The sequence below is a fragment of the Burkholderia sp. GbtcB21 genome, assembly GCF_019091065.1.
In the GTDB taxonomy this organism is placed as follows: Bacteria; Pseudomonadota; Gammaproteobacteria; order Burkholderiales; family Burkholderiaceae; genus Burkholderia; species Burkholderia pyrrocinia_C.
Genome location: NZ_JAGXKA010000032.1, coordinates 1 through 13,802, shown reverse-complemented (window position 1 = coordinate 13,802; position 13,802 = coordinate 1). Strand labels below are relative to the sequence as shown.

At 65.4% G+C, this 13,802-nt stretch carries 11 protein-coding genes and 1 riboswitch; of the genes, 6 read left to right on the top strand and 5 right to left on the bottom strand.

Annotated elements, in window-relative coordinates; translation table 11 throughout:
• Positions 1-23: 23 nt before the first annotated feature.
• A complete protein-coding gene (locus KVT39_RS35170) occupies positions 24-935 on the bottom strand; it encodes a LysR family transcriptional regulator (protein WP_034180919.1) in 912 nt (303 codons plus the stop codon).
• Positions 936-1,074: 139 nt separating this feature from the next.
• Between KVT39_RS35170 and speB the strand changes: the two genes are divergently transcribed.
• Both speB and KVT39_RS35160 read left to right on the top strand, forming a co-directional pair.
• A complete protein-coding gene (gene speB, locus KVT39_RS35165; protein ID WP_034180920.1) occupies positions 1,075-2,031 on the top strand; it encodes an agmatinase in 957 nt (318 codons plus the stop codon).
• 54 nt (positions 2,032-2,085) lie between these two features.
• Positions 2,086-3,411: an MFS transporter gene (locus KVT39_RS35160; protein ID WP_217591253.1), complete on the top strand. Its 1,326-nt coding sequence runs from the start codon at positions 2,086-2,088 to the stop codon at positions 3,409-3,411.
• Between the two features lie 195 nt (positions 3,412-3,606).
• Here the strand turns inward: KVT39_RS35160 and metE are convergent, their stop codons facing one another.
• A complete protein-coding gene (gene metE, locus KVT39_RS35155) occupies positions 3,607-5,901 on the bottom strand; it encodes a 5-methyltetrahydropteroyltriglutamate--homocysteine S-methyltransferase (RefSeq protein WP_217591252.1) in 2,295 nt (764 codons plus the stop codon).
• Positions 5,902-6,028: 127 nt separating this feature from the next.
• On the opposite strand from metE, the gene KVT39_RS35150 reads away from it, so the two are divergent.
• On the top strand, positions 6,029-6,937 hold the full coding sequence (locus tag KVT39_RS35150; protein WP_034184974.1) for a LysR family transcriptional regulator: 909 nt from the start codon (positions 6,029-6,031) through the stop codon (positions 6,935-6,937).
• 22 nt (positions 6,938-6,959) lie between these two features.
• Here the strand turns inward: KVT39_RS35150 and KVT39_RS35145 are convergent, their stop codons facing one another.
• Positions 6,960-7,688 (bottom strand): CbtA family protein, encoded by a 729-nt coding sequence (locus KVT39_RS35145; protein WP_034184975.1) that lies wholly within the window; start codon positions 7,686-7,688, stop codon positions 6,960-6,962.
• 13 nt (positions 7,689-7,701) lie between these two features.
• Positions 7,702-7,911, bottom strand: coding sequence for a CbtB-domain containing protein (locus tag KVT39_RS35140; protein ID WP_034184976.1), 210 nt, complete (start codon positions 7,909-7,911; stop codon positions 7,702-7,704).
• Positions 7,912-7,943: 32 nt separating this feature from the next.
• Positions 7,944-8,080, bottom strand: a riboswitch (cobalamin riboswitch).
• Positions 8,081-8,132: 52 nt separating this feature from the next.
• Here KVT39_RS35140 and KVT39_RS35135 point away from each other — a divergent pair.
• The 3 genes from KVT39_RS35135 to KVT39_RS35125 all read left to right on the top strand — a co-directional run bounded on the left by KVT39_RS35135 (position 8,133) and on the right by KVT39_RS35125 (position 11,532).
• Complete coding sequence (locus KVT39_RS35135; protein WP_105393491.1) at positions 8,133-8,720, top strand: histidine phosphatase family protein; 588 nt, start codon at positions 8,133-8,135, stop codon at positions 8,718-8,720.
• Between the two features lie 180 nt (positions 8,721-8,900).
• Entirely contained in the window at positions 8,901-10,493 is a 1,593-nt protein-coding gene (locus KVT39_RS35130) for an inorganic phosphate transporter (protein ID WP_217591251.1), read from the top strand.
• A gap of 295 nt (positions 10,494-10,788) precedes the next feature.
• Positions 10,789-11,532, top strand: coding sequence for a 2OG-Fe(II) oxygenase (locus tag KVT39_RS35125; RefSeq protein WP_217591250.1), 744 nt, complete (start codon positions 10,789-10,791; stop codon positions 11,530-11,532).
• Between the two features lie 276 nt (positions 11,533-11,808).
• On the opposite strand, the gene KVT39_RS35120 is transcribed toward KVT39_RS35125, so the two are convergent.
• Positions 11,809-13,233 (bottom strand): DHA2 family efflux MFS transporter permease subunit, encoded by a 1,425-nt coding sequence (locus tag KVT39_RS35120; protein WP_217591249.1) that lies wholly within the window; start codon positions 13,231-13,233, stop codon positions 11,809-11,811.
• Positions 13,234-13,802 lie beyond the last annotated feature (569 nt).

The following is a 13,802-nucleotide window of genomic DNA, read 5'->3' as shown; positions in this document are numbered from 1 at the left end:
TCACATTGCCGGCGGCGCCGGCGTCACGCGATGTCCGGCGCCTGGTGCGCGCGTTCGAGATCCTCGAGAAACGCCTCCACGAGCGGATCACCGCGCCCGTTGCGCGCGACGACCATGTGGAACGTCACGTCGTAGCGCAGTTGCTCCGGATTGAGCGGAGCGAGCAGCCCCTGCGCGACGTACGGCGCCGCGAAGTGCTGCGGCAGGTAGCCGAGGTGGTGGCCGGACAGGATCAGCAGCGCGACCGCCTCCATGTTGTCGGCGGTCGCGGTCACGCGGTCGGGCGTCGTCGACAGTTGCGCTTCCGGCAGCGGATACGAGCGCCACGCCCATTCGAAGCCCGCGACGTCGGCCGGCGTCAGCGTGCCGGCGCCGTCGAACAGCGGATGGCCGCGGCCGCAGTACGCGACCTGGCGCTCGATGAACAGCGGCGTGTAGTGCAGCGACGGCACGCGGTGCCAGAAGTAGCCGACCGCGATCTGGATCTCGTCGCTCAGCAGCTTCTCCTCGAGATCGCCCGGCGCGCGCACGGAGATCGAGAAGCGCACGGCCTCGTCGCGCGTGCGGAATGCGGCGATCGCCTCGGCGATCCGCGCGTTCTGGCTCACCGGCGTATGGCCGATCAGGCCGATGTTCAGCGTGCCGACCAGCTGGCGGTCCATGTGCCGCGCGGCCATCCCGAATTCGTCGAGCGCCGCGAGCAGCTTGCGGCTCATCGCATGGAACCGTTCGCCCTTCGGCGTGAGCCGGAAACCACTGCGGCCGCGCTCGCAGAGCCGGTAGCCGAGCCGCGTCTCGAGCGACGCCAGCTGCGCGCTGATCGTCGACTGCCCGACGTTCAGCACGGCCTGCGCGGCCGATACGCCGCCCGCGTCCGTGACCGCGAGAAACACGCGGATCAACCGCAGATCGAGGGTCGACAGATTCCCCAGCACGCTCTTCCCCTTCCATACATCGATGAAGATCGATGTTAACGTCGATATCTTCGCATTCTTCTTTCCCGGCGGAGCGCGTAAAACTGTGCGCCAAGCCGCGTCGAATGATACGGCAACCCCACATCGGAAGAGGCGCCCCATGAACGACCACACCCATTTCCAGCCGCTCGGCGGCAATGAAATGCCGCGCTGCGGCGGCATCGCGACGATGATGCGCCTGCCGCACGTGGCGAGCGCCGAAGGCCTCGACGCATGCTTCGTCGGCGTGCCGTTCGACCTCGGCACGTCCAATCGCACCGGCGCGCGCTTCGGCCCGCGCCAGATCCGCACCGAATCCGTGCTGCTGCGCCCGTACAACATGGCCACGCGCGCCGCGCCGTTCGATTCGCTGCAGGTCGCCGACATCGGCGACGTCGCGATCAATCCCTACAACCTGCACGATTCCATCGCGCGTATCGAAGCCGCATACGACGCGATCCTCGAGCACGACTGCAAGCCGATCACGCTCGGCGGCGACCATACGATCGCGCTGCCGATCCTGCGCGCGATCCACCGCAAGCACGGCAAGGTTGCATTGATCCACGTCGATGCGCATGCCGACGTGAACGACACGATGATGGGCGAAAAGATCGCGCACGGCACGCCGTTCCGCCGCGCGGTCGAGGAAGGCCTGCTGCACGGCGACAAGGTCACGCAGATCGGCCTGCGCGGCACCGGTTACGCGGCCGAGGATTTCGACTGGTGCCGCGAGCAGGGCTTCCGCGTCGTCCAGGCCGAGGAATGCTGGAACAAGTCGCTCGCGCCGCTGATGGAAGAAGTGCGCGCCCGAGTCGGCGACACACCCGTCTACATCAGCTTCGACATCGACGGCATCGATCCGGCCTACGCGCCGGGCACCGGTACGCCGGAAATCGCGGGCCTCACGGTGCCGCAGGCGCTCGAGATCATCCGCGGCGCGAAGGGGCTGAACATCGTCGGCTGCGATCTCGTTGAAGTCGCGCCGCCGTACGACCCGTTCGGCACCACCGCGCTGCTCGGCGCGAACCTCGCGTACGAGCTGCTGTGCGTGCTGCCGGGCGTCAAGTACCGCGACTGATCCCGCGCCGCCACCTATTCCAAATCAGAGGATTCCAGAGGAGCACACACAAAGATGGGGACTTCCGTCAAGCAACCGAAGCGGGCGGCGCTCGCTTCGTTCGTCGGCACCACGATCGAGTGGTACGACTTCTATAGCTACGCGACCGCCGCCGCCATCGTGTTCGGGCCGCTGTTCTTTCCCGGCGAAAACCGCTTCGTCAGCCTGCTCGCATCGTTCGGCTCGTTCGCGGTCGGCTTCTTCGCGCGGCCGCTCGGCGGCGTGATGTTCGGCTATCTCGGCGACCGCTTCGGCCGCAAGCGTTCGCTGCTCGCGACGCTGATGCTGATGGCCGTGTCGACGGTCGCGATCGGCCTGCTGCCGACCCATGCGCAAGCCGGTGTGATCGCGCCGATCCTGCTCGTGCTGATGCGCGTGCTGCAAGGCATCGCGGTCGGCGGCGAATGGGGCGGCGCGGTGCTGCTCGCCGGCGAGCATGCGCCCGAAGGCAAGCGCACGTTCTTCGCGTCGTTCGCGCAGCTCGGCAGCGCGAGCGGCCTGATCCTGTCGATGCTCGCGTTCGGCGCGATCAGCACGCTGTCGAAGGACGACATGATGAGCTGGGGCTGGCGCGTGCCGTTCCTCGCGAGCGCCGTGCTGCTGGTGGTCGGCTTCGTGATCCGCGCGAGCGTGTCCGAGTCGCCCGAGTTCGAGGAAGTCAGGAAGAGCGGCAACACCGCGCAAAACCCGCTGCGCGAAGCGCTCAAGTACTGGCCGCTGCTGCTGCTCGCGATCGGCGCGAACGTGTACGGCATCGCCGGCGTGTATTTCAGCAACATCTTCATGATCAGCTATGCGACGCAATTCCTGTCGCTCGACCGGTCGATGGTGCTGCATTGCATGGCGATCGTCGCGGTGTTGCAGTTCATCGTGCAACTCGCCGCTGCATTCCTCGCGCAGCGTTTCGGCACCACGCGCGTGCTGCTGATCACCGGCGCATGGGCCGCGATCGTCCCGTTCGTGATGCTGCCGCTTGTGCACATGGGCACGCCGCTGTCGATCACGGTCGGCGTCGGCCTCGCGACGCTTGCGGAATCGGGCTACTACTCGGTGGTCGCGGGCTTCGTCAGCGGCATCTTCGTCGCGCGAATCCGCTATACGGCGATCTCGATCGCATACCAGGTGTGCGGCGCGCTCGCCGGCGGCCTCACGCCGCTCGTCGCGACCATCATCGCGCAGAACGTCGCGCCGCAATGGTGGCCGCTCGCGATCCAGTATACGAGTGCCGCGATCCTGTCTTCGCTGTGCGTGTGGCTGATCTCGCGCCGCGTCGGCATCGACGATGCGGGTGCGCCCGGCAAGGCGAACGAGCCGCTGCCGCGCGGCGCGCGCACCGCGTAACGTCCGCAACGGGCAGGCTGCTTCACTCGCCTGCCCGGTCGTCGCATGCAAGGGGCGGCGCAACCACGCCGTCCTTTTTCATTTCCCCGCCGAAAGGCCGAGCGCACGGTGAGCATCGCGTTGCGCTTGTCGCCGAACCCGCTGCAGAACCGGCCGTGCGGACGGACGCAGTCGTCGCGACAGGCGCAGCGCTTGCTATTGCACCTGGCTGCGCAGCGCCTTCGCCGCCGCGACCATGTTCGTCAGCGCCGGAATCACTTCCGCCCACTGGCGCGTCTTCAGGCCGCAATCCGGATTCACCCACAGACGCTCCGCCGGAATCCGCTCGGCCGCCTTCTTCATCAGGCCGACGATGTGATCCTGCGTCGGGATGTTCGGCGAATGGATGTCGTACACGCCCGGCCCGATCTCGTTCGGATACCTGAAGCTGTCGAACGCGTCGAGCAGCTCCATGTCCGAGCGCGACGTCTCGATCGTGATCACGTCCGCGTCCATGTCGGCGATCGACGCGATGATGTCGTTGAACTCCGAATAGCACATGTGCGTGTGGATCTGCGTATCGTCCTGCACGCCGTTCGCGGTGATGCGGAACGACTCGACCGCCCACTTCAGGTACTCGCTCCATTGCGCGCGGCGCAGCGGCAGCCCTTCGCGCAGCGCGGCCTCGTCGATCTGGATCACGCGCACGCCGGCCTTCTCGAGATCGAGCACTTCGTCGCGGATCGCGAGCGCGAGCTGGTAGCACGACACCGAGCGCGGCTGGTCGTCGCGCACGAACGACCAGTTCAGGATCGTCACGGGGCCGGTCAGCATGCCCTTCATCGGCTTGTTCGTCAGCGACTGCGCGTACGCGATCCATTCGACCGTCATCGCCTTCGGGCGGCTGATGTCGCCGAACAGGATCGGCGGCTTCACGCAGCGCGAACCGTATGACTGCACCCAGCCGAACTGGCTGAACGCGTAGCCGTCGAGCTGCTCGCCGAAGTATTCGACCATGTCGTTGCGCTCGGCTTCGCCGTGCACGAGCACGTCGAGCTCGAGCGACTCCTGTTCGCGGACGCTGCGTTCGATTTCAGCCTTCATCGCCGTGCGGTAGCCGGCTTCATCGAGCGCACCTGCCTTGAACTGGCTGCGCGCCTGGCGGATTTCGGCGGTCTGCGGGAACGAGCCGATCGTCGTCGTCGGGAAGGCCGGCAGGTTCAGTCGCGCCGACTGCTTCGGTGCACGCTGCGTATACGGGCTCACGCGGTTGCCGAGCTGCGCGTCGATGCGTGCGATCGCGGCCTTCACCGCCGGGTTGTTCACGCGCGGCGAGCGGCGGCGCGAATCGATCGCGGCGGCGTTCGCGGCAAGCGCATCGGCCACCTTGTCGCGGCCTTCGTTCAGCGCGGTCGCGAGCACCTTCAGCTCGTCGAGCTTCTGCAGCGCGAACGCGAGCCACGAACGGATCTCCGCGTCGAGCTTCTCCTCGCTCGCGAGATCGACCGGCACGTGCAGCAGCGAGCACGACGGCGCGAGCCACAGGCGATCGCCCAGTTGCTTCGCGAGCGGTTCGAGCCAGTCGAGCGTCGCGCTCAGGTCCGTCTTCCAGATGTTGCGGCCGTTGATCGCGCCGACCGACAGCACGCGCTCGGCCGGCAGCTCGCGCGCCAGAACGTCGATTTCGTCGCGTGCATTGATCGCGTCGACATGCAGCCCGTCGACCGGCAGCGAGCTCGCGAGCGTCAGGTTGTCCTGAAGCTGGCCGAAGTACGTGGCAAGCAGCAGCTTGATGCGACGCGTCTCCAGCACCGCATACGCGGTGCGGAACGCCTGCCGCCATTCGGCGTCGAGCTCGGTGACGAGAATCGGTTCGTCGATCTGCACCCATTCGACGCCCTGCGCGGTCAGCGTGTCGAGCAGCGCGCCGTACACGGGCAGCAGCTTCGGCAGCAGCGCGAGACGATCGGAATCGTCCTTCGCCTTGCCGAGCCACAGATACGTGACGGGGCCGATGATCACCGGCTTGGCATTCACGCCCTGCGCGTTCGCCTCGGCCAGTTGCTGCAGCAGGCGCGACGGGTCGAGCGAGAAGTTCGTGTCCGCGTGGAATTCCGGCACGATGTAGTGATAGTTCGTGTCGAACCATTTCGTCATTTCACCGGCCGCGACGCCACCGCAGCACGCCGCATGCTCTTGCGCCGACTGCGCCGAACGGCCGCGCGCAACACGGAAATAGTTGTCGAGCACGTCGCCGTGGAAAGCCTGCACGCGCTTGGGCAGGTTGCCGAGCATGAAGCTCATGTCGAGCACCTGGTCGTAGAACGCGAAATCGCCGATCGGCGCGAGATCGAGATCGCGCTGTTCGTTCCAGTGGCGCTGGCGCAATTCGGCGCCGAGCGCCTTCAGCTCGGCGCGCGACGATTCGCCCTTCCAGTAGCGCTCGAGACCGAACTTGAGTTCGCGCTTCGCGCCGATGCGCGGAAAACCGAGGTTGTGTGTGCTGACCATGAAGCTGCCGTCCAGATGAAATAGAAGATCCGGCAGCCATGATAGGGATTTCAAACCATGAAATAAAATGGCATTATTTCATTCATCCATTAAATTCATTCATGCATCCGTAGCGCGAGCGATATCCATGCTGGAACGATTCCATCTCGTCGTCATTCGTGAAGTCGAGCGCCAGGGCTCGCTGACCGCAGCCGCCAATGCGCTGCATCTCACGCAGTCGGCGCTCAGCCACACCGTCCGGAAAATCGAGCAGCAGCTCGGCACGCCGATCTGGGATCGTGAAGGCCGCGGCCTGCGGCTCACGCAGGGCGGGCACTATCTGCTGAAGCTCGCGAACCGGCTGCTGCCGCAGTTCGAGCTCGCCGAGGAGCGGATGAGGCAGTACGCGAAGGGCGAGCGCGGCACGCTGCGCATCGGGATGGAGTGCCACCCGTGCTACCAGTGGCTGCTGAAGGTCGTGTCGCCGTATCTGTCACGCTGGCCCGACGTCGACGTCGACGTGAAGCAGCGCTTCCAGTTCGGCGGCATCGGTGCGCTGTTCGGCTATGACATCGACGTGCTCGTCACGCCCGATCCGCTGAACAAGCCGGGCCTGCGCTTCGATCCCGTGTTCGACTACGAGCAGGTGCTGGTGGTCGCCGACTCACACCGGTTCGCAAATGCCGATTACGTGACGCCCGAGCAACTGACCGACGAGATCCTGATTACCTATCCGGTCGAAACCGACCGGCTCGACATCTACAACCAGTTCCTGACGCCGGCCGGCATCGTGCCGAGGCGCCACAAGTCGATCGAGACGACCGACATCATGCTGCAGATGGTCGCGAGCGGGCGCGGCGTGGCCGCGTTGCCGAGATGGCTCGCCGACGAATACGCGGACCGGATGCCGGTCGTGCCGGTCAAGCTCGGCAAGCAGGGGATCGCGAAGCAGATCTTCCTCGGCATCCGCGAAGCGGACGCATCGATCGACTATCTGGCCGCGTTCGTCGCGCTGGCGCGCGAATCGACGTGGAGCGCGCCGCGCATGCTGCGCTAGGCGCGCCCCGTTGCAATGCGCGTCAGGCGGCGCGCATGCCGATGCGTTCGCCGCGCTCGACCCAAGCGCCGAACAGCAGGCCGATCGTCGTCCACATGATCGCCTGCATGCCGATGGCCGCGACGCGGAACTTCCACAGCACGTCGGCCGGGAACGCGGCCGGCACTTCGTTGATCGACGGCAGTCCGAACTGCACGGCCGCGATGATCGCGATGAACACGAGTCCCGCGACGATCGACGCATTCCATTGGCCGAGCTTCGCCAGCAGATGGCGGCGCACGCTGACCGAGAACGCCATCGTCGCGATCGAGATCGCGATCATCAGGAAGAACAGGCCCGTGCGATGGCCGATCGTGTCGGGATCGCCGACCGACGGCGGATTGGCCGGGTACTTGATGTTCGGCACGATCACGAGCGCGACGAATGCCGCCAGCGCAAGCCACGCGGCCAGCGGCCGTGCCGGAAGGCGGCCGCCTCGCCCGTATGCATACGCAAAGACCAGCGAGAACAGCCCGCCGAATGCCGCACCGTAGGTCACGACACCCGTCAACAGGCCGAGGCCGGCCTGCGTGTCGCGGCTGACCAGTTCGTGCTCGTGCTCCGGCACGTCGCCTTTGGCGGCCTCGAGCTTTTCTTCAAAGGAAATCGCCTGATCGACTTGCGGTTCGCCGACGATTTTCGCGAAACCGAACGTGAGGAGGCCCGCGGCGATGCCTGCGAGCATCCCGCGCATGAGCAGCTTTCCGACCATCGTGTACTCCGCGTCAGTGGCAGGGAAAGCCGAGCAGATGGCGGCCGTCGTGGACGAATTCGTGCACGTACATGCCCGGCACGAGCGACGTCGCGCCTTGTTCCGCGCCGACGAAATAGAGTGCGAGCAGCAGCATCAGGCCGACGAACACGGCCCACGGCAACAGTTCACGGACGGGGATGGGTGCCGGCACGACAACCGGCTTCAGCACTGCTTCGCTCATGGATGCACCTCAGGGGAATCGCGCCCCGACAAATGTTGGATGGGTACGAAGGCAGGTCTGGCTTCCGGGATCGGGATTCCCCGGTTACAGTGGCGCGACCGCGCCGGAATTGCACCGGCTTCCGCGTTTCGTATCGGGCGAATTGTACGCGCGAAAGTCCGCGTTTTGAAGTGAAGGTCGCGGACGACCGCACACCCGCCCCGGCCCATCCGAAAACCGACATGAACATGCATGCCTCGCTGCGCCTGATCGCACACGCATCGACCCGGGCGATGCGCACCGGCGCGTTTCCCGACGACGATCCGCTCGACGCACACGGGCTCGCGGACGCCGCTGCGCTGCGCGCCCGGTGGACAGGCGTCGCCGGCTCGCTCGTGCTGTGCAGCCCCGCGTGCTGCGCGCGGCAGACCGCCGATGCGCTCGGGCTGCATGCCGACGTCGACGACGCGCTGCGCGACATCGACTACGGAAACTGGCGCGGCAAGCGGCTGCACGACCTCGCGCGCGACCTGCCGGACGAACTGGGCGCATGGATCGCCGATCCGTCTGCGTCGCCGCACGGCGGCGAATCGTTCGAAGCCGCCGTTCGCCGCGTCGGCGCATGGTTGAACGCGCTGCCGCCCGGCCGCGACATCGTCGCGATCACGCATGCGGCGATCGTTCGCGCGGCCGTCGCACACGCACTGCGGATGGATCCCGACGCTGCAACCCGCATCGACGTCGCGCCGCTGTCGTGCACGACCTTCGTTGCGTCGCCGCACGGCTGGGCGTTGATGACGAACGACGATCGGCGCGACACCGATGCGTAAGTCCCAGCCGTGTCGTGTTCACTATGTGAGCCACGATACGGGCCGACGTGTCGCATCTCGGTCGCATGCCGACGTTCACCTTACGCCGCCGTAAGACAACCCGTTCGTCATCCCGATTGTCATCAAACTGACTGCTGGCCGCGGCTAGGATCGGACGCGGTTCCCTCACGAGATACCGTCATGAATCAACCTGCTTCGTCCGCCGCGAACAATCGCGGCTCCTTCGAGCGCAACCGGCAGGTCGGCTATGCCTTCTTCCTGCTGGTGCTCGCGATCGGCGCCGTCTATATCGCCACGCACCTGATCGACGATCTGTCGCCGGTCCGCGAAGGATCGCTATTCCCGTACCTGATGCTCGGCGCCGCGCTGCTGATCGCGCTCGGCTTCGAATTCGTCAACGGTTTCCACGACACCGCGAACGCGGTCGCCACCGTGATCTATACGCACTCGCTGACGCCGAACGTCGCGGTGATCTGGTCCGGCATGTGGAACTTCCTCGGCGTGATGGTTTCGAGCGGCGCAGTCGCGTTCGGCATCCTGCAGTTGCTGCCTGTCGAGCTGATCCTGCAGGTCGGCAGCGGCGCGGGCTTCGCGATGGTGTTCGCGCTGCTGATCGCCGCAATCGTCTGGAACCTCGCGACATGGTATTTCGGATTGCCTTCGTCGAGCTCGCATACGCTGATCGGCTCGATCATCGGCGTCGGGCTGATGAACCAGTTGATGCACGGGCCGTCGGGCACGAGCGGCGTCGACTGGGGCCAGGCGCTCGGCGTCGGCAAGTCGCTGCTGCTCTCGCCGATCGTCGGCTTCCTGTGCGCGTCGCTGCTGCTGCTCGTGCTGAAGGCCGTCGTCCGGATTCCCGAGCTGTACAAGGAGCCGCCGAAGGATCAGCCGCCGCCGTTCTGGATTCGCTGCCTGCTGATCCTGACCTGCACGGGCGTGTCGTTCGCGCACGGTTCGAACGACGGGCAGAAAGGGATGGGCCTCATCATGCTGATCCTGATCGGCACGGTGCCGACCGCGTATGCGCTGAACAAGGCCGTTACGCCTGCCGAATCGCAAACCTTCGTTGCGGTCGCGAACCAGGCCGCCGCGACGTTCGGGAAATACACGAATGGCGTCGCGCCGTCCGCGAACCCGCGCGCCGACGTCGAGCACTACGTGCAGCGTCGCGAGCTGACGCCCGCCGTGCTGCCGGCCGTACAGCAGTTGTCGATGTCGCTCGCGACCGCGGTCGGCGCGTCGGGCTCGATGGCAGCCGTGCCGCAGCGCGACGTCGACAACGTGCGCAACACGATGTATCTGGTGTCCGAAGCAATTCGCCTGATCGAGAAGTCGGGCCAGCCCGCGCTTGCCGCCGACGACAAGCTCGCGATCGACAACTATCGCAAGCAGCTCGACCACGCGACCAAGTTCATTCCGACCTGGGTGAAGGTCGCCGTTGCGATCGCACTGGGCCTCGGCACGATGGTCGGCTGGAAGCGGATCGTCGTGACCGTCGGCGAGAAAATCGGCAAGCAGCATTTGACGTACGGACAGGGCGCGTCGGCCGAACTCGTCGCGATGCTGACGATCGGCGCCGCCGACGTGTACGGGCTGCCCGTTTCGACGACACACGTGCTGTCGTCGGGCGTCGCGGGCACGATGGCGGCGAACGGGTCCGGGTTGCAATGGAGCACGGTGCGCAGCCTCGTACTCGCGTGGGTGCTGACGCTGCCGGCGTCGATCGCACTTGCGGGCGGGCTCTACTGGTTGTTCCGGTCGCTGGCCTGATCGGGGCCACTGCGGGTGGCCGGCGGAAGCCGGCCGCCTGCTGTTGGAAATTCGACCCTCGCTTCTTCGCTTCCGCGCTCCGACGTCGACACATTCGCGTGCGCCCATGCCACGTCGCGAGCTTTCCCCCTCTTCCTTTTCCGAATTGGAGCGCAAGATCTGGAGCGCGCCGGCGCAGGAACGTCGCTAGACTGGGTTCATCAACTTTTATCGTGGACTCAACCGCGCACGCGATGTTTCCTGAGTATTCCGCGCGACCGCGCGGCGCCACACTACTGACAAACGAGGTACGCCCGTGAACATCGCCGATCTGCAACCTGCCGTCGAATCGCTGGACATCGCGCAACGCGTCGACACAGTCGACTGGACGACCGTCGATGCCGAACTCGATCGCTACGGATGCGCGCGCGTGCCGGGCCTGATCTCGGCAAGCGAGTGCGATGCGCTCGCATCGCTCTATCCGCGGGATGCGCTCTATCGTTCACGCATCGTGATGGCGCGGCATGGATTCGGGCGCGGCGAATACAAGTATTTCGCCTATCCGCTGCCTGCGATCGTCGCCGAGTTGCGTGCGACGATCTATCCGCATCTCGCGCCGATCGCGAATCGCTGGAACCAGGCACTCGGGATCGACGTTCGCTATCCGAAAGACCATGCGACCTTCCTCGATCGCTGCCACGCGGCGGGACAGACACGACCGACGCCGCTGATCCTGCAATACGGTGCCGACGACTACAACTGCCTCCATCAGGACCTGTATGGCGAGCACGTGTTTCCGCTGCAGGTCGCGATCCTGCTGTCGGCGCCGGGCCGCGATTTCACCGGAGGGGAATTCGTGTTGACGGAACAGCGGCCACGCATGCAGTCGCGTGCGGAAGTGGTGCCGCTGACGCAAGGCGACGCAGTGATCTTCGCCGTGCACGGCAGGCCCGTGCAGGGAACGCGCGGCGTCTATCGCGTCAATCTGCGCCACGGCGTAAGCCGGATCAGAAGCGGCCATCGCCACACGGTCGGCATCATCTTCCATGATGCGCAATGACGGTAATCGGGACGAGCGCGATATGGTCGTGCGGTTGATCACGCCGACGGGTTCGCGCGGTAAACACCGCGCGTCTGTCGCGCCAGTCGCGTGTAATCGTTCCGCGGACGTTACGGCCACGCATCGCCGCGCGATCTGCCCGCTCGTCCACTTTGACGGATGACAGCTTTCGCTCCCCGTCAGGTCATCCCAGCCAAGACGATTCGACGTTGCTGGCGAGCGACAGGAAACCAAAACACTCACCTGTCGCGACACAAACGCGATTAGCAGTCCGTCCTACCCTCGCGCCACATTCGCCCGCAGCCGATCGCCTGCATCGGAGGCCAATCGCGCGTAGCCCGGCAACGTCAGCAGTGCGAGCACGCCCGCTGCGACGAATGCCCAGCGGAAATCGTCGAGCACGTAATGCATGCCGGCCGCATCGCCACGCACCAACGCCGCGAGCCGCAGCGACAACGCGCCGAACGCGATCCCCATCCCGATCGTCATTTGTTGCGCAGCGCTCCACAACGTGCTGGCCGCGCTCGTCTGGTGAGCCGGGATATCCGCATAGGCCAGCGTCGCGAGCGTCGTGAACTGCATCGACCGCGTCAGCCCGTAGACGAACACGACGAACAGCGTGATCGTCAGCGGCGTCGATGCGGTCAGCCAGCCGCATACGATCATGAAGATGCCGACGAGCGTCACGTCGACGAGCGCGACGCGCCGGAAACCGTAGCGGTCGAGGATCCACGACGTTCCCGCCTTCATGCCGAGATTGCCGAGCGCACTCGCGAGCAGCAGCAAACCGGACTGGAACGGCGACAGCCCGAAACCGATCTGAAACAGCAGCGGCAACAGGTACGGCACGGCGTTGATCGCCATCCGCGTGATCGAGCCTGTAATCACGGTCACCGAGAACGTCGGCACCTTCAGCGTCGTGAAATCGAGCAGCGGATGCACGCAACGCCGCGCATGCAGCCACGCGGCCATGCCGAACAATACGCTCGCGCCGACCAGGACGGCCGCGCGTGTGAAGTGGACATCCTGCTGGCCGGCCGCCTCGGTACCGATCAACAGACAGGTCAGTGCTCCGCCGGCCAGTACGAAGCCGACCCAGTCGAGCGGCCGCTGCTCGGCGGTCCGCGTGTTCCGGACGATCAGCCAGGTACAGACGAGCGCGGCGATGCCGAACGGGACGTTCAACAGGAAGATCCATCGCCAGGACGCATAGGTGGTGATGAAGCCGCCGATCGGCGGCCCGACGACGGGCGCGACGATGCCCGGCCACGTGATCGTCGCGATCGCACGCATCAGCTTTGCTTTCTCGGTGCTGCGCACGACGATCATCCGTCCGACCGGCACCATCATCGCCCCGCCGACACCCTGCAGCAGCCGCGCAGCCGTGAACGTCACCACGCCATCGGACAGCCCGCACAGCACCGACGCGCCCGTAAAGACGACGATCGCGCTGGCGAACACGGTGCGCGATCCATATCGATCCGCGATCCAACCGCTGATCGGGATGAACACTGCAAGCGCAAGCATGTAGGCCGTCATCCCGAGGCTCAGCGCATTCGGCCCGACGCCGAACGACTGCGCCATTTGCGGCAGCGCGGTCGCGATCACGGTCGTATCGAGGTACTCCATGAAGAACGTTGCGGCGACGAGGTACGGCAAGAAGTCGGTCGTCCGACCACCTTGGGCAGGGCTGTCAGTCATGAATGGTGCAGGAGACGGAATGCGGAAAACACCGACCGCCAATAGGTGCAGACAAGCACCGGGATCGGGGGCGAATGGCGATATTACCCTGAAGGGCTTTACCTTCGCTTCGCCGACTCATGTCACACGAATGGACTTTATGCGCATAGATTTCGGGGACGGTTTCGTGCTGCGCTCGCCGAGTGACGTCCTCGGACAGGTCAGGCGAAGCAGGGGAGGATGGATGTCTTTCGCAGAAACACGCCATTTATCGAGCATCATCGATGAACGTCGCCCATCAGCGACCATTACAACATCATCTTTGAATGTGCCGACATGCGCTAGGCACCGGCTAAAGGTGCATCGATACGATGCGCAGAAGAAGACACCTGAAAAATTCAGCGGCGCAGAACTGCGGATCGCTCGAGAACGGTAGCTGCGCAAATCGATGCCTTCGGCACTCCGGCTCTGGCTCCGACTGCGCCGCCGTTGCTTGGCGTGCCCTGCATTTCCGCCGCGCCAATGCAAAAACCCCCGCCTTTCGGGCGGGGGTTTCTGGCTTAGGGAGCCTGACGATTACCTACTTTCAC

Bases quoted from the DNA above. Each gene is read 5' to 3' on its own strand.
- KVT39_RS35140 (WP_034184976.1), bottom strand. From the start codon at position 7,911: ATGAGCGAAGCAGTGCTGAAGCCGGTTGTCGTGCCGGCACCCATCCCC.
- KVT39_RS35160 (WP_217591253.1), top strand. From the start codon at position 2,086: ATGGGGACTTCCGTCAAGCAACCGAAGCGGGCGGCGCTCGCTTCGTTC.
- KVT39_RS35130 (WP_217591251.1), top strand. From the start codon at position 8,901: ATGAATCAACCTGCTTCGTCCGCCGCGAACAATCGCGGCTCCTTCGAG.
- KVT39_RS35145 (WP_034184975.1), bottom strand. From the start codon at position 7,688: ATGGTCGGAAAGCTGCTCATGCGCGGGATGCTCGCAGGCATCGCCGCG.
- metE (WP_217591252.1), bottom strand. From the start codon at position 5,901: ATGGTCAGCACACACAACCTCGGTTTTCCGCGCATCGGCGCGAAGCGC.
- KVT39_RS35120 (WP_217591249.1), bottom strand. From the start codon at position 13,233: ATGACTGACAGCCCTGCCCAAGGTGGTCGGACGACCGACTTCTTGCCG.
- speB (WP_034180920.1), top strand. From the start codon at position 1,075: ATGAACGACCACACCCATTTCCAGCCGCTCGGCGGCAATGAAATGCCG.
- KVT39_RS35150 (WP_034184974.1), top strand. From the start codon at position 6,029: ATGCTGGAACGATTCCATCTCGTCGTCATTCGTGAAGTCGAGCGCCAG.
- KVT39_RS35135 (WP_105393491.1), top strand. From the start codon at position 8,133: ATGAACATGCATGCCTCGCTGCGCCTGATCGCACACGCATCGACCCGG.